Raw genomic sequence first — 20,966 nt, forward strand, 5'->3', positions numbered from 1 at the left:
TCAGCGCTTACTTGGCAGCACCTGCCGCAGGTACGGCCTGTTGCGCACCGCGCTTGTTCTTGATCACGTAGCAAACCCACATAAATACGACCCACACCGGAATCGCATACACCGAGATCTGAATGCCCGGGATCAGCAGCATCACGCCCAGGATGAACGCGACGAACGCGAGGCAGATGTAGTTGCCGTACGGGTACCACAGCGCCTTGAACAGCGGCGTCTGCTGAGTCTTGTTCATGTGCTGGCGGAACTTGAAGTGCGAGAAGCTGATCATCGCCCAGTTGATCACCAGCGTCGCAACCACCAGCGACATCAGCAGCTCCAGCGCGTGCTGCGGGATCAGATAATTGAGCAGCACAGCCACCAGCGTCACTGCCGCCGAAGCCAGGATCGACCGCACCGGCACGCCGCGCTTGTCGATCTTCGCCAGACCTTTCGGCGCATCGCCCTGCTCGGCCATGCCCAGCAGCATACGGCTGTTGCAGTAGGTGCCACTGTTGTACACCGACAACGCGGCGGTCAGGACCACGAAGTTGAGGATGTGCGCGGCGGTGTTGCTGCCGAGCATCGAGAACACTTGCACGAACGGGCTGCCACTGTACGAATCACCGGACGCGTTAAGGGTTTCCAGCAGGCTGTCCCATGGCGTCAGCGACAGCAGGATCACCAGTGCGCCGATGTAGAAAATCAGGATCCGGTAGATCACCTGGTTGATTGCTTTCGGGATCACGGTTTTCGGCTTGTCGGCTTCAGCGGCGGTGAAACCGAGCATTTCCAGACCGCCGAAGGAGAACATGATGATCGCCATGGCCATCACCAGACCGCTCACACCGTTCGGGAAGAAACCACCGTGCGACCACAGATTGCTCACCGAGGCTTGCGGGCCGCCGTTGCCGCTGACCAGCAGGTAGCTACCGAGCGCAATCATGCCGACGATCGCCACGACCTTGATGATCGCGAACCAGAATTCGGCCTCACCGAAGACTTTGACGTTGGCCAGGTTGATCGCGTTGATCAGCACGAAGAAAGCCGCTGCAGACACCCAGGTCGGGATGTCCGGTGCCCAGTAGTGGATGTATTTGCCGACCGCGGTCAGCTCCGACATGCCCACCAGAATGTACAGAATCCAGCAGTTCCAGCCCGACAGAAAGCCGGCAAAGCCGCCCCAGTACTTGTGCGCGAAATGGCTGAAGGAACCGGCCACCGGCTCTTCGACAATCATCTCGCCGAGCTGGCGCATGATCATGAAGGCGATGAAGCCGCAGATGGCGTAGCCGAGGATCATCGACGGGCCGGCGGATTTCAGTACCCCGGCCGAGCCGAGGAACAATCCGGTACCGATCGCGCCACCGAGGGCGATCAGTTGAATGTGGCGATTTTTCAGGCCGCGTTTCAGCTCGCCTGATTGCGAGGGTTGTCCACTCATGAAAAAGGTCTCACGCAAGGTTTGATGATGTTCAGTAGACGTTGCTGCCAGGTTGCGATTTCAAGCAGCCCCGATCAAACCCCAGCGCAGGCACCAGGAGTTCAGCTCATTTACAACGGTCATGCGTCACCTGTTTGTTTTTATCTGTGACGAAATCGACCCCGAAACGCTTGTGGCGCCACGGAGTGAACAAGGCGGATAGCCTTGAGATTTGCGCGATTACGCAGAGGGTCACAGTTAAAACGCGGCGCATTGTACACCGCTAACCCCCTGCTGCCAGACCCCGCTGGATCAGCGTGGCGGTTGCCGGGATTGCGTGTGTCCGCCTCGAGACACTCGAGCGGCTGCAAAAATTGAGTCAGGCCTTTGCAGGCCATCGGCGTGGACGAGGAAAAAACCGTCCCACGGAGAGAGATGGAGATCAGTCACGGCGTTCATTGCGCCTCCTTCTTGTTATGCACCTGCACGACAGGCATGGGGCGCATATCACCCTGCAAACGATGCTGAAACAAGCGTGCCAGAGCCTTGTCCGGCCCGCGGCGGAGCAGGCTTCGGCAGCTTTTCCTTACAGCGCTCATGACGGGTTGGTTTCACTCGGTTTTAACGGCTTTTTTGTAAACTTTTCTTTACGACGCGTAACGCAGAGTTTCCATTTCAGAAATATCTGTCAGACGTCTGCAAATTGACGGTAGCTAGCTTGCTAATGAAACGTGCCGTTTAGTTTTTTGTTTTCAAATAAAAAAACTGCCGCCGAAAAACAGAATAAAAAGTCTATTTAAAAAATAAATGAATAATTTTTTGCATTACAAAAAACCCTGAACTAGGTTCTTCACGTCTTGCCGGCCACCTCGACCGGCCAGTCACAACCGTGAATGTCATCTAGGAGATCGACCATGCAAGCACTGGAAAAAGACTTGGATACCGAACTGCAACTGGACGAATGGTTTGAAGCACCGACCCACGAGGCGGCTGTAGAAATGATGCAAGCCGACGCGGTAGTTCCGTTCGGCACGGCGATGTGGCCTCTGTAAGACATCTCCGGGCAGGCACGATCCGGCCGGTCGTGCCTGCCGCTTTTTACACGGTCAGTCAGGGAGGATTCATGGATAAGCCCCGCGCGATCTCGCATTTCCTTTACTACCTCGAACACCACCCCGCCCTTGCCGGCATCGACTCGGCGAAGGTATTGCTCGGCCACACGGCTGATTACGAAGCGCTGACCGGCGCGCTCGCCGAACAGGCAGGCGATCATCCTCGTTTCCAGTTCAGCACCCGACGTCTGGACCTGGACAGCACCGCAACGCTGACCTCGGCAATCACCGACAGCGATCTGTACATTTTTTTCTACGACTCTTCCACCTTGCCCAACCCACGCCCCGACGGCCCGGAGTTCGTGCGCGCGCTGCAAGCGGTGATGGCGGAGAACTGGAAGAAGTCGCTGCTGTTCAAGGATTACGGCGATTATTTCTATGACACCTTCAGCGTCACCCCGCAGCGGATTGCCGGACTGAACAGTCACCTGATCCAGCGTATGTCCCACGCGACCACGCTGAGTTTCAAGGACGATGACGGCTCATGGTTTGAAACGCCGCTGAGCAGCATCAAGAAGTGGACCGATATCAACGGTGTCGGCAACTTTGACCTGGCCCCCGGCGAAATCGCCACGCACAGCGAGGCCATCAACGGCCATGTGAAGTTCAAGGGCACGTTCCTCAGCACCATCCCGTTTGCGCGCAAGTACGGTGTGCTGGAATCACCACTGGAACTGTGGATCGAGAACTCGACCATCAGCCGCATCGCCACGGAGGTGCCGGGGCTGGAGCATGACTTCAACAAGTACCTGGACGCCAATCCGTCGAACCGGCGGATTGAGGAGTTGGGGATTGGCACCAATGAAGGCGTGAAGGATTTGTATGCGCGTAATGCCGGGTTTGAGGAGCGGCATTGTGGGTTGCATCTTGGGTTGGGCGGTGGCGCCAAGGGCAGTCATCACCTGGACCTGATCTTCTCCGGCGGTGTTTTGGCGCTGGATGACAAGCCGGTGTTTGATGGGCGTTTTGTGTTCTAGCCCCAAGATTTAATCGTTCCCACGCTCCGCGTGGGAATGTAGCCTGGGACGCTCCGCGTCCCTCTAGAGCCGAACGCGGAGCGTCCGTTGAGGCATTCCCACGCAGAGCGTTGGAACGATCGGTGTGCGCCAGACGAAAAAAAACGCCAACCCTGCGGTTGGCGTTTTTTCATTTGGCGCTAAACCCGATCACTCAGGCTTTTTACGACCAAACCCCGGACGCTGACCGGAACCTGCCGGTGCGCCACGACGCTTGCCCGACGGCTTGTCACCGTCAACCAGCTTGATCCCCGGACGCTTCGGCGCAGGTTTGGCCGGGCGCTTGTTGGTGGTGTCCGCTGGACGATCCGCCACAGGCGTGCCACGACCGGCAGGTGCACCACGCTCGCCACGCTCAGTGCGACCGTTGGCCGGACGCGGAGCGCGTTCGCCGTCACGGGCTACTGGCTTGCGACCTGGACGCTCGCCTTCGATCTGCGGTTCACGGCTTGGGCGCGGACCGGTCGGCGCGCCAGCGGCTGGACGCAGCGTACGAACGCGCTCGGTCTTGGCCATCGGCCGCGACGATTTGCGCTGCATGCGCTCAAGCTTGTCTTTGCTCTTGGCGTTCAGTTGCGGCATCGCTACCGGCGTCAGGCCGACTTCAGCACTGAGGATGTCGACTTCGTACTGGCTCATTTCGCGCCAGCGCCCCATCGGCAGGTCGGAGTTGAGGAACACCGGACCGAAACGCACGCGCTTCAGACGGCTGACCACCAGACCCTGCGATTCCCACAGACGACGAACCTCACGGTTACGGCCTTCCATCACCACGCAGTGATACCAGTGGTTGAAGCCTTCACCGCCTGGCGCCTGCTTGATGTCGGTGAACTTCGCCGGGCCATCTTCCAGCACGACGCCGGCCTTCAGGCGCTCGATCATCTCGTCGTCGACTTCACCGCGTACGCGCACGGCGTACTCACGGTCCATCTCGTAGGACGGGTGCATCAGACGGTTGGCCAACTCACCGTCGGTGGTGAACATCAGCAGACCGGTGGTGTTGATGTCGAGACGACCGATGTTGATCCAGCGACCTTCTTTCGGACGCGGCAGCTTGTCGAACACGGTCGGACGGCCTTCAGGGTCGTCACGGGTGCAGATCTCGCCATCGGGTTTGTTGTACATGATCACGCGGCGGACCGATTCGGCCGCTTCTTCGCGCTTGATCACCTTGCCATCAATGGTGATGGCGTCGTGCATGTCGACGCGCAGACCGAGGGTGGCGTCTTTGCCATTGACCTTGATCCGGCCCTGGCTGATCCAGGATTCCACGTCACGGCGCGAGCCGACGCCGATACGGGCGAGGACTTTCTGCAGCTTTTCGCCTGCTGGGCCGATTTCCTGGTCGTCTTTCTGAATGATGTCGCTCATCTGGGCACCTCCCGGTGTGGTCTGTTCAGGCGGCGCCTGAAGCATTGAAATCTGGGTACTTAGCCGAAGGGATCGGCGAAGGGTCGCGAATCATACGCGGATGTGCGCCATCGCGCATCAGAGACTAGTCGATCAGGCCAAGGTTATTTCTTTTTCCGCCGACCGGCGCCACCGAGTTTGATCAGGCGCAGCGCGGCTTCGGCCAGTACGCTGCGCTTGTCGTCCTTGTCGAGTTTCTTCCAGGCTTTGATTTCGCGCTTGCTGCGGCCGCAGCCGAGACAGATGTCGTCGGTGAATTTGCAGAGGCTGATGCACGGGTCTTTGGTGGAACTCATCGAGGTCTCCGAAAAACACAAATCCCTTGTAGGAGTGAGCCTGCTCGCGATAGCGGTGTGTCAGTCAACATCTTCTTGACAGATACACCGCTATCGCGAGCAGGCTCACTCCTACAGGGGATCGCGGTGTTTGGCAGGGCGGGTCAGTCTTCCAATTCGCGGCGTTCGGCCTCGATGGCTTCGGCCAGGGCACGGGCTTCGGCTTCTTCTTCGCTTAGCTCCGGTTCTGGCGCGGGTTGTTCGAGCGCGGCGACGGCGGCCAATAGTTTTTCGCGGGCTTCGGCGACGCCAAGAATGTCCTCTTCCGGTTCGGCTTCTGGCTCTGCTTCAAGTTCAACTTCAATCGCTGGCTCAGCGACTTCGGTTTCAGGCTCGTTCGTCGGCACGTCACTGTCGCCCGCCTCACCATCCACCGCATCCCGCAGCAAATCATCGAAGTCGGTCTTGATCCCCTCCTCCATGCTGTCCAGCTCCAACAGCAAGGTATGGAAACTGGTCTCTTCCTTCTCCTCTTCCGGCTCGGCGCTGGCATCGGCCAGTTCCTGCAAGCCCTGCGGCACCGGAGCGTCGTCGAAATCAAGCACCGGGTCAGTTTCCATTTCGCGCAATTCGGCCAGCGGCGGCAGGTCTTCGAGGTTCTTCAGGTTGAAGTGATCGAGAAACATCTTGGTGGTGGCAAACATCGCCGGTTTGCCCGGCACGTCGCGGTAACCAACAACACGGATCCACTCGCGCTCCAGCAAGGTCTTGACGATATTGCTGTTCACCGCCACGCCACGCACGTCTTCGATCTCGCCACGGGTGATCGGCTGACGGTAGGCGATCAGCGCGATGGTTTCGAGCAAGGCGCGGGAGTAACGCTGCGGGCGCTCTTCCCACAAGCGGCCGACCCACGGCGAAAACTTTTCGCGGATCTGCAAGCGATAGCCCGATGAGACTTCCTTGAGCTCGAAAGCACGGCCCTCGCAGGACTTGCCCAGCAGGGTCAGGGCTTTCTTGAAGACCGCAGGCTCGGGCCGTTCGCCTTCTTCAAACAGTTCAAACAGACGCTCAAGGGATTGCGGCTTTCCCGAGGCCAACAGAAAGGCTTCAAGCAGGGGGGCCAGCTCGCGGGGTTCAGTCAGGTTCATGTTTCGACTCGTTATTCGGCTCGGGCTCGCACGTGGATCGCGGCGAACGGCTCATTCTGCACCAGCTCGACCAAGGATTCCTTGACCAGTTCAAGGATCGCCATAAAGGTCACCACCACACCCAGCCGCCCTTCCTCGGCGGTGAACAGCTCGACGAACGGCACAAAACCGCCGCCCTTGAGCCGTTCCAGCACATCGCTCATGCGCTCGCGGGTGGACAGTGCCTCGCGGCTGACCTGGTGGCTTTCAAACATATCGCCACGGCGCAGCACTTCGGCCATGCACATCAAAATCTCTTCCAGCGCGACATCCGGCAACAGCTTGCGCGCCCGGGCTTCCGGGGCGTCGAGCTTGGGCACGATCACATCGCGGCCAACCCGGCTCAAGCCGTCGATGCCTTCGGCGGCCGCCTTGAAACGCTCGTATTCCTGCAAGCGGCGGATCAGTTCGGCGCGCGGGTCGTCTTCCTCGTCTTCGACAGTCTCGGCCCGAGGCAGAAGCATGCGCGACTTGATCTCGGCGAGCATCGCGGCCATCACCAGATATTCGGCGGCCAGCTCCAGGCGCACCGACTGCATCAACTCGACATAGCCCATGTACTGGCGGGTGATTTCCGCCACCGGGATGTCGAGGATGTTGATGTTCTGTTTGCGGATCAGGTACAGCAGCAGGTCGAGCGGGCCTTCGAAGGCTTCAAGAAAGACTTCCAGCGCATCCGGCGGGATGTACAGGTCCAGCGGCATCTCCATGACTGCCTGGCCATAGACCATGGCAAATGGCAGTTCCTGCTGAGCGCCGGCCTGCGGATCGACAACGGTTTCCACTGCGGACATTCAGGCCTCGACCATGAACGGCGCGGGGTCGCCGCAACCGACGCGGATCACTTCCGGGTCGTCGCCGGTCAGGTCGATCACGGTGGAGGCTTTAATGCCGCCAAAACCGCCGTCGATGATCAAGTCCACTTGGTGTTCAAGCAGTTGGCGCATTTCGTAAGGATCGCTGAGCGGGTCTTCGTCGCCGGGCATGATCAGGGTCACGCTCATCAGCGGCTCGCCGAGTTCGGCCAGCAGCGCCAGCGCGATCGGATGGCTCGGCACACGCAGACCGATGGTGCGCTTCTTCGGATGCAGCAACAGACGCGGCACTTCGCGGGTAGCGTTGAGAATGAAGGTGTATGGCCCCGGCAAATGCGCTTTGAGAATGCGGAAGGTGCCGGTGTCGATCTTGGCGTAGTTGCCCAATTGCGACAGGTCACTGCAGATCAGCGCGAAGTTATGCTTTTCATCGAGCTGGCGCAGGCGGCGCACGCGCTCAATCGCGGTCTTGTCGCCGATCTGGCAGCCGATGGCGTAGGAAGAATCCGTGGGATAAACCACCACCCCGCCCTTGCGGATGATTTCGACCGCCTGTTTTATCAGGCGCGCTTGCGGGTTTTCCGGATGAATCTGGAAAAATTGACTCACATTCTCTACCTGTTCAGACGGCGGCAATATCTGTGTCATGTTTGAACCGACACCACAGGGATGGAAGGTCCTCGGGAACCGGCCGGTACTGGCCGATCTCGGACCAGCCGCCAGGGCCATGGAAGTCACTGCCAGCGCTGACCAGCAGACCGAACTCTCGGGCAAGGATTGCCAGGCTGCCGACCTGTTCCGCAGGCTGATGGCCATTGACCACCTCGATCGCATGCCCGCCTGCTTGAATATAGTCGGCAATCAGCTTTCGACGCTTGCTACGAGTGAAATCGTAGTGCCACGGATGCGCGAGGCTGACCCAGGCCCCGGCGGCACGCAGTGTGCCAACGGTGTCTTCCAGCGTCGGCCAGTGCAACTTGACGTCACCCAGCTTGCCGGCGCCGAGCCATTTGCGGAATGCCTCGGCACGATCCTTTACAAAACCTTCACGCACCATCCAGTCGGCGAAATGCGGACGGGCCGGGGCGTTGCCGCTGTCGCCCAGTTCCTGCTGGACCTGCCGGGCACCATCGAGGGCACCGGGCATGCCCTTGAGAGCGAGTTTGCGGCTTATTTCTTCCGACCGCAGCCAGCGCCCATCGTGCAATCTGGCAATCGCTTCGACCAACGGTGCGGCGTTGACGTCGAAACCGTAGCCCAACACATGAATCGTCGCGCCGCCCCAGGTGCAGGACAATTCGACGCCGTTGACCAGTTGCATGCCCAATTCATTGGCGGCCGTGCGCGCTTCGGCGAGGCCTTCGAGGGTGTCGTGGTCAGTCAACGCCAGGACTCGCACGCCGTTCTCGAACGCACGCGCAACCAGAACCGCAGGCGCGAGGGCGCCATCGGAGGCCGTGCTATGGCAATGCAAATCAACATTCACGGGGAGTTGTAACCTCAAATCAGCTGGCGCTATCGCGCGCCCATATGTTTGTTATTATGCCGCCACATCCAGCTTCTGGCTCTCACTGTGAAACAATTCATCGATTTCATCCCGCTTCTGCTGTTCTTCATCGTTTACAAACTTGATCCACGGGTCGTCGACATCGCTGGCCATGAAGTCACTGTAGGCGGTATTTACAGCGCCACGGCGATGCTGATCATCAGTTCCCTGGTGGTGTACGGCGCGTTGTTCATCAAACAGCGCAAGCTGGAAAAGAGCCAATGGCTGACCCTGATTGCCTGCCTGGTATTCGGCAGCCTGACGCTGGCCTTCCACAGCGAGACTTTCCTCAAGTGGAAAGCCCCGGTGGTCAACTGGCTGTTCGCCGTCGCCTTCATCGGCAGCCACTTCATCGGTGACCGCCTGCTGATCAAACGCATCATGGGCCACGCACTGACCCTTCCGGATCCGGTCTGGACCCGCCTGAACATCGCCTGGATCGGCTTTTTCCTGTTCTGCGGCGCTGCCAACCTGTTCGTCGCCTTCACCTTCCAGAGCTACTGGGTGGACTTCAAGGTGTTCGGCAGCCTGGGCATGACCTTGGTATTCCTGGTCGCACAGGGCATTTACCTGTCGCGTCATCTGCACGATGCCGATACCACAACAACACCAAAAACCGAGGACTGACATGCTCTACGCCATCATTGCCACCGACGTCGCCAACTCGCTGGAAGCACGCCTGGCCGCGCGCCCTGCGCATCTGGAACGCCTGCATGCGCTCAAGGGCGAAGGCCGCATCGTACTGGCCGGCCCGCACCCGGCCGTCGACAGCAATGATCCGGGCGCAGCGGGTTTCACCGGCAGCCTGATCGTCGCCGAATTCGATTCCCTCAGCGCTGCGCAAGCATGGGCCGATGCTGATCCGTACATCGCCGCGGGTGTCTACGCCAACGTGGTCGTCAAGCCGTTCAAGCAAGTCCTGCCTTAAACGTTCGGTGATGAGGGGATTTACCCCTCATCACTCGCGACACTGCCTCACGCAATGAACCTTCCTGGTTCTTGCTGCTCTCAATCGCTCATTATTCTCGTTTGCCTGCCGACAACCTGCCCAATATCCATTTGGAAACAGGTGTCGCGATGCGCAAGGGTCCGTTGTGTCTGATGTTGGTCACGTTGTCGATCATGGCACCCGCCCATGGTGAGGAAACCACCGAAGGCGGCAGTTCCACGCCATTGTCGTTAAGCGCCGGCAGCCAGATCACCGAGTTGCAGCAGCGCCTCAAGGCCAGCGAGCAGCAACGGGAAGAACTGAGCAAACAACTGCAAAATGCCGACAATACCCGTGAAAGCGCACAGCTCGCCCGGTTGCGCCAGGAGAACCAGCGTCTCAAGCTGCAACTCAAGGAAGCCCAGGCCAGCGCGCTGCCGCGTCTGCTGACTGATCAGCAGCAATGGTTCGTCACGGGCGCCGGAGTAGCGCTATTGGCGCTGCTCTGCGGTATCTTTGCCAGTGGAGCAAGCCGAAAACGTCGGCAATGGCTAAATTGAGTGAGTCATGAGCGAGCTGTTACTGATTGATGATGACCAGGAGTTATGCGAACTCCTGAGTAGCTGGCTGAGCCAGGAAGGCTTCCATGTGCGCGCCTGCCACGATGGCCAGAGTGCGCGCAAGGCGTTGGCCGAAACGGCCCCGGCGGCGGTGGTGCTGGACGTGATGCTGCCCGACGGCAGCGGTCTGGAACTGCTCAAGCAATTGCGCAACGATCACGCTGATCTGCCGGTGCTGATGCTCTCGGCCCGTGGCGAGCCGCTGGATCGTATCCTCGGTCTGGAACTGGGCGCCGACGATTATCTGGCCAAACCCTGCGACCCACGAGAACTGACCGCTCGCCTGCGCGCCGTACTGCGCCGCAGCCACCCGGCGGCAGTCTCGACGCAGCTTGAGCTGGGCGATCTGAGTTTCAGCCCGGTGCGCGGCGTGGTCAGCATCGACGAGAAAGAACTGACCCTTACCGTTTCCGAAAGCCGCCTGCTCGAAGCCCTGCTCAAGCAACCCGGCGAGCCGCTGGACAAACAGGAACTGGCGCAGATCGCCCTCGGTCGCAAGCTGACCCTGTACGACCGCAGCCTCGACATGCACGTCAGCAACCTGCGCAAGAAGATCGGTCCGCATCCCGACGGCCGCCCACGCATCGTCGCACTGCGCAGCCGCGGTTACTTCTATAGCCTCTGAACTGCACACATCCCCCGGCCAACGGTAACCGACGCCACCCCCTGTAGGAGCTGCCGCAGGCTGCGATCTGATCGTTCCCACGCTCTGCGTGGGAATGCAGCCGGGGACGCTCTGCGTCCCACAGTCAAAAGATCGCAGCGTGCCGCAGCTCCTACAACGGGATATGTGTAAGGCTGGGCGCGAAGCGTCTTTACCCAAGCTTTACGCAGTGCTGACCGCCGCTGACCTTGATCTCCGTAATCTGAACTCATCCGGAACGTACCGGGAACGAGACAAGGAGATACACCATGCGCAAGACTCTTATCGCTCTGATGTTCGCTGCCGCTCTGCCAACCGTCGCCATGGCCATGCCGCAAGACGGTGGCCCGATGGGTGGCCCGCTCGACGGCCCACGCCACGGCGGTCAGATGCACGGCATGCACGGCAAAGGCCCGTACAGCCAACTCGACCTGTCCCGCGAACAACGCGAGCAGATCCGCAAGATCATGGGCGAGCAGATGCACGAGCGTAAGCAAGTGGTCGACAAGTACCTGGAAAAACTCTCGCCGGCTGACCAGAAAGCCATGAAGGACGAGATGGCCGCCAACCACAAGAAAGCCGAGTCCGATGTTCGGGCGCTGCTGAAACCGGATCAACAGAAGAAATTCGACGAGATCCAGAAAAAACAGGCCGAGCGTCGCGCCGAATGGGCCGAATTCAAGGCGTGGAAAGCGCAACAGGCGCAAAAGGCGCAATAATGTTCTGACCCCGGACCCGACGGCTAAACACCGCCGGGTCTTTTTCCACCGATCCAATGTAGGAGTGAGCCTGCTCGCGATAGCGGTGTGTCAGTCAACGAATACTTGTCTGACTCACCGCTATCGCGAGCAGGCTCACTCCTACAGGGATTTGCGTTTGTTCTGAGGATTTTCTGTGCGTTCATTGTTCTGGCGTATTCTCGCGAGCTTCTGGCTGGCCATCGCTCTGGTGGCCGGGCTGTCCATTCTGCTCGGGCACATGCTCAACCAGGACGCGTGGATCCTCAGCCGCCATCCGGGCCTCAACACCCTCGCCGGCGAATGGACGCAAACCTACGAAGCCCAGGGCGAGGAAGCTGCTCAGGACATCCTCGAACAGCGCAAACGCCAATATCACATCGATGTTCAGGTGCTGAACGAATCCGGCGACCCGGTGGTTCGCGGCACCTTCCCGCGCCGCGCAGCCGCGTTCGAAGCCCGCCAGAACAATGATGACCGGCGCCTGCCATGGCGACGTCTGACCGATGAATTCACCAGCGAAAAAACCGGTGACACCTACCTGTTCATCTACCGCATCCCGCATCCGGAACTCGACTCTTGGCACCGCGAAAGTCTGCTTTGGCCATTGAGTGCGCTGGGCATCGCGTTGGTGGTGCTGACCCTGTTCAGTCTGTTGGTGACCTTCTCCATCACCCGCCCGCTCAGCCGTTTGCGCGGCGCGGTGCATGATCTCGGGCAGACCACCTATCAGCAGAACAGCCTGGCGAAACTGGCCAATCGCCGCGACGAATTCGGCGTGCTGGCCACCGACTTCAACCGCATGGGTGCGCGTCTGCAGAGCCTGATAGGCAGCCAACGGCAGTTGTTGCGCGACGTTTCCCACGAATTGCGCTCACCGTTGGCGCGGTTGCGCATTGCCTTGGCGCTGGCGGAACGGGCCAATCCTGAAGAACGGGAAAAACTCTGGCCACGCCTGACCCGCGAGTGTGATCGGCTGGAAGCATTGATCAGTGAAATACTGGTATTGGCGCGAGTCGATGCCGACAACGCCAGTGCTGAAGAGGTGGATCTGAATGCGTTGCTCGGCCTCTTGCAGAAGGACGCAATACTGGGATCGCCCGAGCAGATCGTGCGTCTTGATGCCGAACCGCAGCTGAATCTGAAAGGCTGGCCGACCATGATCGAGCGCGCCGTCGATAACCTGCTGCGCAACGCCCAGCGCTTCAACCCGGAAGGTCAGCCGATTGAAATGCAGGCTTCACGTCAGGGTGAAAAAATCATCGTGAGCGTGCGCGACCATGGGCCGGGGGTGCAGGCTGAACATTTGAGCCAGTTGGGCGAACCGTTTTACCGGGCGCCGGGGCAGACGGCAGCGGGACACGGTTTGGGCCTGGCGATTGCGCGGCGAGCGGCGGAACGGCATGGTGGGAGTTTGACGCTGGCAAATCATCCGCAGGGTGGGTTTATTGCCAGCCTGGAATTGCCGTTGGTGCCCGGAGCGGTGGTGCAACTTTAAGAGCCTAAAAGCTACCCTCACCCCAGCCCTCTCCCGGAGGGAGAGGGGGCCGACCGAGGTGTCTTGCGTCATACATCGACCTGAAGAACCGAGTTGATTATGGACCAGGAAGGCACGTGAATCGTCGCCGACTCTGGGTTCGAAATGCACTGGAACCGTTATCGACTCCGAACTCGAAATGCACTGGAGCCGTTATCGACTCCGAACTCGAAATGCACTGGAGCCGTTATCGACTCTGGATTCAGCCGAGCACTTTCAGGTCGGCGTACCTCTACAGCATCCCCCAATCAGTCACCTCTCCCTCTGGGAGAGGGCTAGGGTGAGGGGCTTTTGATCTTCAGGCTTTACCAGGCCAGGCACTGACGAACTCGCTCAGATCGACTTTATCTGCCACACGCGGCTCTTTCTGCGGCGTGCCGAGATACAGGAACGCAATCACCTCTTCACCTTCGGCCAGGCCCAAGCCTTTAGCCACATGCTGCGAATAAGCCAGATCACCCGTACGCCACACCGCACCAATCCCCTGCGCATACGCCGCCAGCAAAATCCCGTGCGCCGCACACCCGGCCGCCAGCAACTGCTCGGCCTTCGGATATTTAACGTGTTCCTGCAATTTGGCGATCACCACAACCACCAACGGCGCTCGCAGCGGACCGTTGCGCGCCTTGTCGATCATCGCTTCGGTGACCTCGCCTTCCTGCTGCTGTGCAGCCTCGGCCAACAACTCGCCCATCTGTTCACGCGCCGCGCCTTCGACCGTCAGGAAGCGATACGGCTGCAAATGCCCGTGATCCGGCGCGCGCAACGCGGCGCCAAACAGGGCTTCGCGCTGCTCGGCAGTGGGGGCCGGTTCGACCAGTCGTGGAACGGAAACACGGTTGAGCAACGCGTCGAGAGCCTGCATCGGCCACCTCCTGAAAAATGTGTGCGGCTATTCTAGCTGTATCTGCCAACAGGATGCCGGTTTACATGCCCTGCCCCAAGGGTAGAATGGCGCCCTTCCCACATCAGCCCGAGCGGACTTCATGGCGTTGCCGACCTTACGGATCATTGGTTTCATCATCGGCATTTTCCTGATCACCCTGGCCGTGGCCATGGTCGTGCCTATGGCCACCCTGGTGATTTTCGAGCGCACCGGTGATCTGCCGTCGTTCCTCTGGGCGAGCATGATCACCTTCGTCGCCGGCCTCGCGCTGGTGATTCCCGGCCGACCGGAACACATTCACCTGCGTCCGCGTGACATGTACCTGCTGACGGTCAGCAGTTGGCTGGTGGTGTGCATTTTTGCTGCGCTGCCGTTTCTGCTGACCCAGCACATCAGCTACACCGACTCGTTTTTCGAAAGCATGTCGGGCATTACCGCGACCGGCTCGACCGTTCTCAACGGGCTCGACACCATGTCACCGGGCATTCTGATGTGGCGCTCGCTGTTGCACTGGATCGGTGGTATCGGCTTTATCGGTATGGCGGTGGCGATTCTGCCGCTGCTGCGTATCGGTGGCATGCGCCTGTTCCAGACCGAGTCCTCGGACCGCTCGGAAAAGGTCATGCCCCGCTCGCACATGGTGGCGCGCCTGATTGTGGCGGCGTATGTCGGCATCACCATCCTTGGCAGCCTGGCGTTCTGGTGGGCCGGGATGAGTCCGTTCGACGCGATCAACCACGCGATGTCGGCGATCTCCACTGGCGGGTTCTCGACCTCCGATCAATCCCTGGCCAAGTGGACGCAACCGGCGGTGCACTGGGTCGCAGTCGTCATCATGATTCTCGGCAGCCTGCCGTTCACCCTGTACGTGGCGACGTTGCGCGGCAACCGCAAGGCGCTGATCAAGGATCAGCAAGTACAGGGTTTGCTCGGTATGCTGCTGGTGACCTGGCTGGTGCTCGGCACCTGGTACTGGTGGACGACCAATTTGCATTGGCTGGAGGCGCTACGCCACGTGGCGCTGAACGTGACGTCGGTGGTCACCACCACCGGTTTCGCCCTCGGCGACTACAGCCTGTGGGGTAACTTCTCGCTGATGCTGTTTTTCTATCTGGGTTTTGTCGGAGGCTGTTCCGGGTCGACGGCGGGCGGGATCAAGATCTTCCGTTTCCAGGTCGCCTACATCTTGCTCAAGGCCAACCTTAATCAACTTATTCACCCGCGCGCAGTGATCAAACAGAAGTACAACGGCCACCGTCTCGACGAAGAGATCGTCCGTTCGATTCTGACCTTTTCGTTCTTCTTCGCCATTACCATCTGCGTGATCGCCCTGCTCCTGTCGCTGCTCGGCGTCGACTGGATGACCGCGTTGACCGGCGCTGCCAGCACCGTGTCCGGGGTCGGCCCAGGCCTGGGCGAGACCATTGGCCCGGCGGGCAACTTCGCCACTCTGCCGGACGCGGCCAAGTGGATCCTGTCGTTCGGCATGCTGCTCGGCCGACTGGAGATCATTACGGTGTTTGTACTGTGTATTCCGGCCTTTTGGCGTCACTGACCGCACCCGGCGCCTGCAACAACCGCCTCCGGTAATCGCCGGGCGTGGTGTCGAACCAGCGGCGGAACGCGCGAAAGAAGTTGCTCGGGTCGGCAAACCCCAACAGATAAGCGATTTCCAGCAGCGTCATGCTCGGTTGCGCCAGATACTGCTCGGCCAGTTCACGGCGGGTGTCGTCGAGCAGTTGCTGAAAACTCGTGCCCTCCTCCTGCAAGCGGCGCTGCAAGGTGCGCTGCGATAGATGCAGGGTCTGCGCGACGGTATCGCGCTTCGGCTCACCTTGCGGCAGCAAACGGCAGAGCACCTGTCGCGCCTTGTGGGTCACGCGGCTTTCGGAAAAACGCGCCAAGTATTCCCCGGCAAACCGGTCATGCAACAGCGCCATCGCCTCGTTGGCGGTGGGCAGCGGCGCTTCCATGTCGGCGCGTTCGAAGATCAGCGCATCGTACGGCGCGTTGAACATCAGCGGTGCGTGGAAAGCTTGTTTATAGGGTTCCAGGTCATCCGGTTCCGCGCCCTGCACCAGCACTTTGACCGGGTGCAACGTGCGTCCGGTCAACCAGCCGCACAGGCCTAGCGCACAGGCCAGCGAGGCTTCGGCGCTTTGCCGGGTCGGCGGCAGATGGTCACCGTGCACGGTCAGAATCAGCGCATAACCTTCATCAAGCAATCGGAAACTCAGATCGGCGCTCTCGGCGATGATGCGCTGATAGCGCACCAGCCGCTGAAAGCCTTCGGCAAGGGTATTGCTCGACATCAACGCGTAGCCGGCGACATGAAAAGACGCCGGTCGCACCACCTTGCCCATGTTCAGGCCGATCGCGGGGTTGCCAGATAACTCGACCGCCCGTTGCCAGAGACGGGTCATGGAATCTTGCGGGAAGCGCGCATCCGGATCATCCAGAGCCGTGTAATCGAGCCCCAGTTGTTTGAACAGAACCCGGCAATCCAGGCCGTCCATCTCCAATGCTTTGACAATCCCCATCGCCCAGCTTGCAGAAGTCGTTCGTTCGCTCATGGCGTTTTTCTTTTACATGATGGGCCGCATGTTACGGCCCGATTTGCGAAGGATACTAAAGTGGCGCCGATTGTCACTGGCCCACGCCAATGATCACTCTAGACTCAAATAAGCTACCCGCAGCACAACTCGTCGCCAGAACAATAACCACAGAGAACGCGGTCGTGGAAAACATCAAGCATTTCAACAGCTTCGCTGAGTTCTATCCGTATTACCTCAGCGAACACAGCAATAGCACCTGCCGGCGTCTGCACTTCATCGGCACGACACTGGTGATTTTTATTCTCGCGCTGACCATCGCCGAGGGCGCCTGGCTGCTGTTATTGGCCTTGCCGCTGGCCGGTTACAGCTTCGCCTGGGTCGGGCACTTCTTCTTTGAAAAGAACCGGCCGGCGACTTTCCAGCATCCGCTGTACAGCCTGCTTGGCGACTTCGTCATGTACCGCGACATGATTCTGGGTCGCGTGGCGTTCTGAATGAGGGTCAGCCAATGAATGCCAATGCCCGCTTCACCCATATGAAGGACGGTACCCAAGAAGATTGGGCGATCATCGCCGCCGACTTCAGCGCCTACGCCAAACAGTTGCCCGCACGGATCATGACCCACCTGAAATTGCTGGAAGGCGATTTCGGCGGCTTCCCGGTGGATCGCCTGACCCACTCGCTGCAAACCGCCACCCGTGCCTTTCGTGACGGGCGCGACGAGGAATATGTGGTTTGTGCCTTGCTGCATGACATCGGCGACACCTTGGGTTCGTACAACCATCCGGACATTGCTGCGGCGATTCTCAGGCCGTTCGTCAGTGCCGAAAATTTGTGGATGGTCGAGAAGCACGGGGTGTTTCAGGGGTATTACTTCTTTCATCACCTGGGCATGGATCGGCATCTTCGTGAGCAGTTCAGGGAGCATCCGCAGTTTCAGGCGACCGCCGAGTTTTGCGCCAAATACGATGCGGCGGCGTTTGATCCTGACTATGACACGCTGCCGTTGAGTTTTTTCGAGCCGATGATGGAGCGGTTGTTTGCGCAGCCGAAGAACTCGATTTACAAGGCGGCGATGGAGGAACACTCGCCAGCGTAATCATCCTCGGCAACCGCTGCGCGGTTCATCGCGAGCAGGCTCACTCCTACAGTTGAAATGCGTACCCCTGTAGGAGTGAGCCTGCTCGCGATGAGGCCCTCTCAATCACCAGAGCATTATGCGAGTTCGGCGACTTTGGCCGCCTTGAGCTCCGCCTCCCGCGCCTGCGCATCCGCCAGCCGATACAGCTCGATCGTGCCGTCCCAATGCTCGATCAGCGCCGTGCACGACTCCACCCAATCGCCGCAATTGAGGTAATCCACTTCCCCCACCTTGCGGATTTCGGCGTGGTGAATGTGCCCGCACACCACGCCATGCAACTCGCGCTTCACGCACTCATGGGCAATGGCTTCTTCAAAGTCGCTGATGAAACTCACCGCGGTCTTCACTTTGTGTTTCAGGTACGCCGACAGCGACCAATAGCCGTAGCCATAGCGCGCACGCCAATGGTTGAGCCAGCGATTGAGGGTCAGGGTGAATTCGTAAGCGGAGTCGCCGAGAAAGGCCAGCCAGCGGTGATATCGGGTGATCACATCGAACTGATCGCCGTGAATCACCAGCAGATGCCGACCATCGGCCGTGACATGCACGGCCTCGTCGACCAACTGGATATTGCCCAGAATCAGCTTCGAATAACGACGCAGGAATTCGTCGTGGTTGCCGGTGACGTAAATCACCTCGGTGCCGCGCTTGCTCATGGTCAGCAAGCGGCGGATCACGTTGGTATGCGCTTGCGGCCAGTACATGCCGCCGCGCAGCTTCCAACCGTCAATGATGTCGCCAACCAGGTAAATCTTGTCGGCGTGATAGCCCTTGAGAAATTGCGACAAGTGCTCGGCCTGACAATCTCGCGTGCCCAGATGCACGTCGGAGATCCACAGGGTGCGCACGCGTTGTTTACGGCTGGGTCTGGCGAGCTCGGCGCTGGTCATGGGCAACCCTCTGCGATGTTTTCGCCACTCTGCGCGCGCTCGGTTAATCGACCATGACAAGCATGAGTCAGTCCTGTGACAACGCATCCGGCGTGCGCCGGTGTAGACTGGCGATCACTTCGGAGACCACCTGCCATGCGACCGATCCTCACCTTGCGTCAGTACACCCACGACTTGATCGTCCACAGCCACGAGCACGCGCAATTGGTGTTCGGGTTGTCCGGTGCGCTGGATTTCGAGGTCGAGGGTTGTGGCAGTCAGGTGCGCCAGCAAAGTTTTGTGGTGGTCCCGTCCGGCGCTCATCATGCCTGCGGCAGTCCCAACGGCAGCCGCTGTCTGGTACTGGATATCCCGGACGGGCAATGGCTGACGGATTCACTGGGCGAGCATGCCGACGCCAGCCATCGTCTGCTCGATCAACCGGCGCGCTTGTCGCTGGATTCCGGGCAAAGCCAGTTGGTCAGTTGGCTGGCGAACAGTCCGGTCAGCGATCCATTGATTGCCCAGCAAGGCGCGGTGTTGCTGCTGGCCAGTCTCAATCACGCGCAACCTGGCGAACTGGCTGCTCGCCGCTTGCCCTATGCCGCGCTGGATGCGCACATCGAGCAGTACGCCGCTTATCCATTGCAAGTCGCCGATCTGGCGCGAGTGGCGGGGTTGTCCAGCGCGCGCCTGCATGCACGGTTCATGGCCGAATGCGGGCAGACGCCGATGGATTACATCCGCAGTAAACGCCTGCATCTGGCAGTTCAACTGCTACGCGACACAGCCCTGCCGATCGGGGAAGTTGCCAGTCGCGTCGGCTACAACTCGCAGAGTGCCTTCTCGGCCGCCGTCTTGCGTGAGTTCGGTTCGTCACCCGGCCAGCTTCGGCGCGATTCCTGCGACAAACGACGATAGTCTGCCGACAGACTTTCGACCTTCCCCGGCTCATTATGTGTCCACTGCTGATCATTCCCACGCGCAGCAAAGGAATGCAGCCCGTGACGCTCCGCGTCACTGGACGCAGAGCGTCCCTAGAGGCGTTACCACGCAGAGCGTGGGAACGATCAAGAATTGTGTTTGAGATAGAAGGATTTCGATGACTCCGCGTACCGCCCTCGGCGCTCTGCATATCGGCGCCTTGATGTTTGGCCTGACGGGTGTGTTGGGCAAACTCGCTGCTGCGTCCCCCGCTGTGATCGTCTTTGGACGCGCGGCTTTCGCCGTGCTCGCCCTGGCATTTTTTGCCCGTTTCGCCAGTCAGCACGGCTGGCAAAAACTTCAGGCCGTGGACTGGCGCCGCCTCGCCCTCAGCGGCGTGTTGCTGGCCGGGCACTGGGTGAGTTTCTTCCTGTCTGTGAAGATCGCCGGTGTCGCCATCGCAACATTGGGCTTTGCCAGTTTCCCGGCCTTCACGGTGATTCTTGAAGGGCTGATCTTCCGAGAACGCATCCGTGCCAATGAAATTGTGCTGGTGGTGTTGGTCAGCATCGGCCTGATTCTGGTGACCCCAGCCTTCGACCTGAGCAGCGGCGCGACCATCGGTTTGCTTTGGTCGGTGCTGTCGGGGCTGTTGTTCTCGCTGTTGTCACTGACTAACCGCGCCAGCTCCGGGCGGATTCCGGCGGTACAGGCGGCGTTGTGTCAAAACGTCGTGGTGGCGCTGTGTCTGCTGCCGGTTGCAGCACCGCTACTCAGCGAAGTACGCGCACTCGACTGGCTGTGGATCGCCCTGCTCGGGGTGTTCTGTACCGGCGTCGCGCACAGCCTGTTCGTCGCCAGCCTGGCGGTGATCAAGGCGCGCACGGCGGCGGTGGTGTTTGCCATGGAACCGGTCTACGGCATCACCGTCGCCTGGCTGCTGTTCAATGAAAACCCGACGCCGAAGATGTTGCTCGGCGGCGCATTGATCATTATCGCCATCGTTGTGTCAGCACGGATGTCAGGCCACGCCGACAAGAAAGCCGTCGCCGCCGAGGCCGCGTCTCACTGAGTGCCGTCGTTGTGACCGAGGTCGCGGTCAGGATCGATCTGATCGCGAACCCGCTGCTTCAACACCTTGGCCTCGGGAAAACCGCCATCAGCCTTGCGTTCCCAGATCTGCACGCCGTCGCAGGTGATGTGAAATACCCCGCCGGTGCCGGGTACCAGGGAGACTTTGCCGAGGTCATCACCAAAGGTGCTGAGCAGTTCCTGCGCCAGCCACGCCGCGCGCAGCAGCCACTGGCATTGGGTGCAATAGGTGATGACAACTTCTGCTTTTGCGACAGTCATGTTC

24 protein-coding genes are annotated in these 20,966 nt (G+C 59.9%); 13 read left to right on the plus strand and 11 right to left on the minus strand.

What is annotated here, in order from left to right:
- Positions 1-7 precede the first annotated feature (7 nt).
- Entirely contained in the window at positions 8-1,426 is a 1,419-nt protein-coding gene (locus CKW14_RS14770) for an amino acid permease (RefSeq protein ID WP_095050149.1), read from the minus strand.
- A gap of 893 nt (positions 1,427-2,319) precedes the next feature.
- Here CKW14_RS14770 and CKW14_RS29955 point away from each other — a divergent pair.
- Together CKW14_RS29955 and CKW14_RS14775 are read left to right on the plus strand one after the other, a co-directional pair.
- Positions 2,320-2,457 carry a hypothetical protein gene (locus CKW14_RS29955; RefSeq protein ID WP_003222780.1) on the plus strand — a complete coding sequence of 46 codons (138 nt, stop codon included), beginning with the start codon at positions 2,320-2,322 and terminating at the stop codon, positions 2,455-2,457.
- Positions 2,458-2,528: 71 nt separating this feature from the next.
- A complete protein-coding gene (locus CKW14_RS14775; RefSeq protein ID WP_095125535.1) occupies positions 2,529-3,494 on the plus strand; it encodes a leucyl aminopeptidase in 966 nt (321 codons plus the stop codon).
- A 189-nt stretch (positions 3,495-3,683) separates the two neighbouring features.
- On the opposite strand, the gene rluB is transcribed toward CKW14_RS14775, so the two are convergent.
- From rluB to CKW14_RS14805, 6 genes are all read right to left on the minus strand, one after another.
- The gene (gene rluB / locus CKW14_RS14780; protein WP_095050147.1) at positions 3,684-4,904 is read right to left on the minus strand and encodes a 23S rRNA pseudouridine(2605) synthase RluB; all 1,221 of its coding nucleotides are present in this window, start codon (positions 4,902-4,904) and stop codon (positions 3,684-3,686) included.
- Between the two features lie 143 nt (positions 4,905-5,047).
- A complete protein-coding gene (locus CKW14_RS14785; protein WP_034153249.1) occupies positions 5,048-5,239 on the minus strand; it encodes a DUF1289 domain-containing protein in 192 nt (63 codons plus the stop codon).
- Between the two features lie 143 nt (positions 5,240-5,382).
- A complete protein-coding gene (scpB, locus tag CKW14_RS14790) occupies positions 5,383-6,369 on the minus strand; it encodes an SMC-Scp complex subunit ScpB (protein ID WP_095125536.1) in 987 nt (328 codons plus the stop codon).
- An 11-nt stretch (positions 6,370-6,380) separates the two neighbouring features.
- The gene (locus tag CKW14_RS14795) at positions 6,381-7,079 is read right to left on the minus strand and encodes a ScpA family protein (RefSeq protein WP_172828192.1); all 699 of its coding nucleotides are present in this window, start codon (positions 7,077-7,079) and stop codon (positions 6,381-6,383) included.
- 123 nt (positions 7,080-7,202) lie between these two features.
- Positions 7,203-7,832: an L-threonylcarbamoyladenylate synthase gene (locus tag CKW14_RS14800; protein ID WP_093440143.1), complete on the minus strand. Its 630-nt coding sequence runs from the start codon at positions 7,830-7,832 to the stop codon at positions 7,203-7,205.
- 13 nt (positions 7,833-7,845) lie between these two features.
- Complete coding sequence (locus tag CKW14_RS14805) at positions 7,846-8,709, minus strand: PHP domain-containing protein (RefSeq protein WP_095125537.1); 864 nt, start codon at positions 8,707-8,709, stop codon at positions 7,846-7,848.
- An 87-nt stretch (positions 8,710-8,796) separates the two neighbouring features.
- On the opposite strand from CKW14_RS14805, the gene CKW14_RS14810 reads away from it, so the two are divergent.
- The 6 genes from CKW14_RS14810 to CKW14_RS14835 all read left to right on the plus strand — a co-directional run bounded on the left by CKW14_RS14810 (position 8,797) and on the right by CKW14_RS14835 (position 13,195).
- Entirely contained in the window at positions 8,797-9,396 is a 600-nt protein-coding gene (locus CKW14_RS14810) for a septation protein A (protein WP_093439529.1), read from the plus strand.
- A 1-nt stretch (position 9,397) separates the two neighbouring features.
- On the plus strand, positions 9,398-9,697 hold the full coding sequence (locus CKW14_RS14815; RefSeq protein ID WP_095050144.1) for a YciI family protein: 300 nt from the start codon (positions 9,398-9,400) through the stop codon (positions 9,695-9,697).
- Between the two features lie 149 nt (positions 9,698-9,846).
- Positions 9,847-10,257 (plus strand): translation initiation factor 2, encoded by a 411-nt coding sequence (locus tag CKW14_RS14820; RefSeq protein WP_095125538.1) that lies wholly within the window; start codon positions 9,847-9,849, stop codon positions 10,255-10,257.
- A gap of 7 nt (positions 10,258-10,264) precedes the next feature.
- Complete coding sequence (locus CKW14_RS14825) at positions 10,265-10,942, plus strand: response regulator transcription factor (RefSeq protein WP_095050143.1); 678 nt, start codon at positions 10,265-10,267, stop codon at positions 10,940-10,942.
- 287 nt (positions 10,943-11,229) lie between these two features.
- A complete protein-coding gene (locus tag CKW14_RS14830) occupies positions 11,230-11,679 on the plus strand; it encodes a Spy/CpxP family protein refolding chaperone (RefSeq protein ID WP_007919681.1) in 450 nt (149 codons plus the stop codon).
- Between the two features lie 175 nt (positions 11,680-11,854).
- Complete coding sequence (locus tag CKW14_RS14835; RefSeq protein ID WP_095050142.1) at positions 11,855-13,195, plus strand: cell wall metabolism sensor histidine kinase WalK; 1,341 nt, start codon at positions 11,855-11,857, stop codon at positions 13,193-13,195.
- Positions 13,196-13,532: 337 nt separating this feature from the next.
- On the opposite strand, the gene CKW14_RS14840 is transcribed toward CKW14_RS14835, so the two are convergent.
- Complete coding sequence (locus tag CKW14_RS14840; RefSeq protein ID WP_095050141.1) at positions 13,533-14,099, minus strand: nitroreductase family protein; 567 nt, start codon at positions 14,097-14,099, stop codon at positions 13,533-13,535.
- 121 nt (positions 14,100-14,220) lie between these two features.
- Between CKW14_RS14840 and CKW14_RS14845 the strand changes: the two genes are divergently transcribed.
- Positions 14,221-15,675 carry a TrkH family potassium uptake protein gene (locus CKW14_RS14845; protein WP_095125539.1) on the plus strand — a complete coding sequence of 485 codons (1,455 nt, stop codon included), beginning with the start codon at positions 14,221-14,223 and terminating at the stop codon, positions 15,673-15,675.
- On the opposite strand, the gene CKW14_RS14850 is transcribed toward CKW14_RS14845, so the two are convergent.
- On the minus strand, positions 15,632-16,693 hold the full coding sequence (locus tag CKW14_RS14850; protein WP_218233165.1) for an AraC family transcriptional regulator: 1,062 nt from the start codon (positions 16,691-16,693) through the stop codon (positions 15,632-15,634). The two genes, CKW14_RS14845 and CKW14_RS14850, sit on opposite strands and share 44 nt — an antisense overlap.
- A 164-nt stretch (positions 16,694-16,857) precedes the next feature.
- Here CKW14_RS14850 and CKW14_RS14855 point away from each other — a divergent pair, with 164 nt between their 5' ends.
- Both CKW14_RS14855 and CKW14_RS14860 read left to right on the plus strand, forming a co-directional pair.
- Positions 16,858-17,169 (plus strand): DUF962 domain-containing protein, encoded by a 312-nt coding sequence (locus CKW14_RS14855; protein ID WP_095125541.1) that lies wholly within the window; start codon positions 16,858-16,860, stop codon positions 17,167-17,169.
- A 14-nt stretch (positions 17,170-17,183) separates the two neighbouring features.
- Positions 17,184-17,774 carry an HD domain-containing protein gene (locus tag CKW14_RS14860; protein WP_095125542.1) on the plus strand — a complete coding sequence of 197 codons (591 nt, stop codon included), beginning with the start codon at positions 17,184-17,186 and terminating at the stop codon, positions 17,772-17,774.
- Positions 17,775-17,890: 116 nt separating this feature from the next.
- Here CKW14_RS14860 and CKW14_RS14865 read toward each other — a convergent pair whose 3' ends face one another.
- Complete coding sequence (locus tag CKW14_RS14865) at positions 17,891-18,706, minus strand: UDP-2,3-diacylglucosamine diphosphatase (RefSeq protein WP_007919701.1); 816 nt, start codon at positions 18,704-18,706, stop codon at positions 17,891-17,893.
- A 135-nt stretch (positions 18,707-18,841) separates the two neighbouring features.
- Between CKW14_RS14865 and CKW14_RS14870 the strand changes: the two genes are divergently transcribed.
- Together CKW14_RS14870 and CKW14_RS14875 are read left to right on the plus strand one after the other, a co-directional pair.
- The gene (locus CKW14_RS14870) at positions 18,842-19,606 is read left to right on the plus strand and encodes an AraC family transcriptional regulator (protein WP_095125543.1); all 765 of its coding nucleotides are present in this window, start codon (positions 18,842-18,844) and stop codon (positions 19,604-19,606) included.
- A gap of 181 nt (positions 19,607-19,787) precedes the next feature.
- Positions 19,788-20,681, plus strand: a complete 894-nt coding sequence (locus CKW14_RS14875; protein WP_095050136.1) for a DMT family transporter — start codon at positions 19,788-19,790, stop codon at positions 20,679-20,681.
- Here CKW14_RS14875 and CKW14_RS14880 read toward each other — a convergent pair.
- Positions 20,675-20,962 carry a SelT/SelW/SelH family protein gene (locus tag CKW14_RS14880; protein ID WP_095050135.1) on the minus strand — a complete coding sequence of 96 codons (288 nt, stop codon included), beginning with the start codon at positions 20,960-20,962 and terminating at the stop codon, positions 20,675-20,677. The two genes, CKW14_RS14875 and CKW14_RS14880, sit on opposite strands and share 7 nt — an antisense overlap.
- Positions 20,963-20,966: the final 4 nt, after the last annotated feature.

The organism is Pseudomonas sp. Irchel s3a12 (assembly GCF_900187485.1).
Lineage (GTDB): Bacteria > Pseudomonadota > Gammaproteobacteria > Pseudomonadales > Pseudomonadaceae > Aquipseudomonas > Aquipseudomonas neuropathica.

Bases quoted from the DNA above. Each gene is read 5' to 3' on its own strand.
- CKW14_RS14770 (WP_095050149.1), bottom strand. From the start codon at position 1,426: ATGAGTGGACAACCCTCGCAATCAGGCGAGCTGAAACGCGGCCTGAAA.
- CKW14_RS29955 (WP_003222780.1), top strand. From the start codon at position 2,320: ATGCAAGCACTGGAAAAAGACTTGGATACCGAACTGCAACTGGACGAA.
- CKW14_RS14775 (WP_095125535.1), top strand. From the start codon at position 2,529: ATGGATAAGCCCCGCGCGATCTCGCATTTCCTTTACTACCTCGAACAC.
- rluB (WP_095050147.1), bottom strand. From the start codon at position 4,904: ATGAGCGACATCATTCAGAAAGACGACCAGGAAATCGGCCCAGCAGGC.
- CKW14_RS14785 (WP_034153249.1), bottom strand. From the start codon at position 5,239: ATGAGTTCCACCAAAGACCCGTGCATCAGCCTCTGCAAATTCACCGAC.
- scpB (WP_095125536.1), bottom strand. From the start codon at position 6,369: ATGAACCTGACTGAACCCCGCGAGCTGGCCCCCCTGCTTGAAGCCTTT.
- CKW14_RS14815 (WP_095050144.1), top strand. From the start codon at position 9,398: ATGCTCTACGCCATCATTGCCACCGACGTCGCCAACTCGCTGGAAGCA.
- CKW14_RS14820 (WP_095125538.1), top strand. From the start codon at position 9,847: ATGCGCAAGGGTCCGTTGTGTCTGATGTTGGTCACGTTGTCGATCATG.
- CKW14_RS14825 (WP_095050143.1), top strand. From the start codon at position 10,265: ATGAGCGAGCTGTTACTGATTGATGATGACCAGGAGTTATGCGAACTC.
- CKW14_RS14830 (WP_007919681.1), top strand. From the start codon at position 11,230: ATGCGCAAGACTCTTATCGCTCTGATGTTCGCTGCCGCTCTGCCAACC.
- CKW14_RS14840 (WP_095050141.1), bottom strand. From the start codon at position 14,099: ATGCAGGCTCTCGACGCGTTGCTCAACCGTGTTTCCGTTCCACGACTG.
- CKW14_RS14845 (WP_095125539.1), top strand. From the start codon at position 14,221: ATGGCGTTGCCGACCTTACGGATCATTGGTTTCATCATCGGCATTTTC.
- CKW14_RS14850 (WP_218233165.1), bottom strand. From the start codon at position 16,693: ATGAGCGAACGAACGACTTCTGCAAGCTGGGCGATGGGGATTGTCAAA.
- CKW14_RS14860 (WP_095125542.1), top strand. From the start codon at position 17,184: ATGAATGCCAATGCCCGCTTCACCCATATGAAGGACGGTACCCAAGAA.
- CKW14_RS14865 (WP_007919701.1), bottom strand. From the start codon at position 18,706: ATGACCAGCGCCGAGCTCGCCAGACCCAGCCGTAAACAACGCGTGCGC.
- CKW14_RS14870 (WP_095125543.1), top strand. From the start codon at position 18,842: ATGCGACCGATCCTCACCTTGCGTCAGTACACCCACGACTTGATCGTC.
- CKW14_RS14875 (WP_095050136.1), top strand. From the start codon at position 19,788: ATGACTCCGCGTACCGCCCTCGGCGCTCTGCATATCGGCGCCTTGATG.
- CKW14_RS14880 (WP_095050135.1), bottom strand. From the start codon at position 20,962: ATGACTGTCGCAAAAGCAGAAGTTGTCATCACCTATTGCACCCAATGC.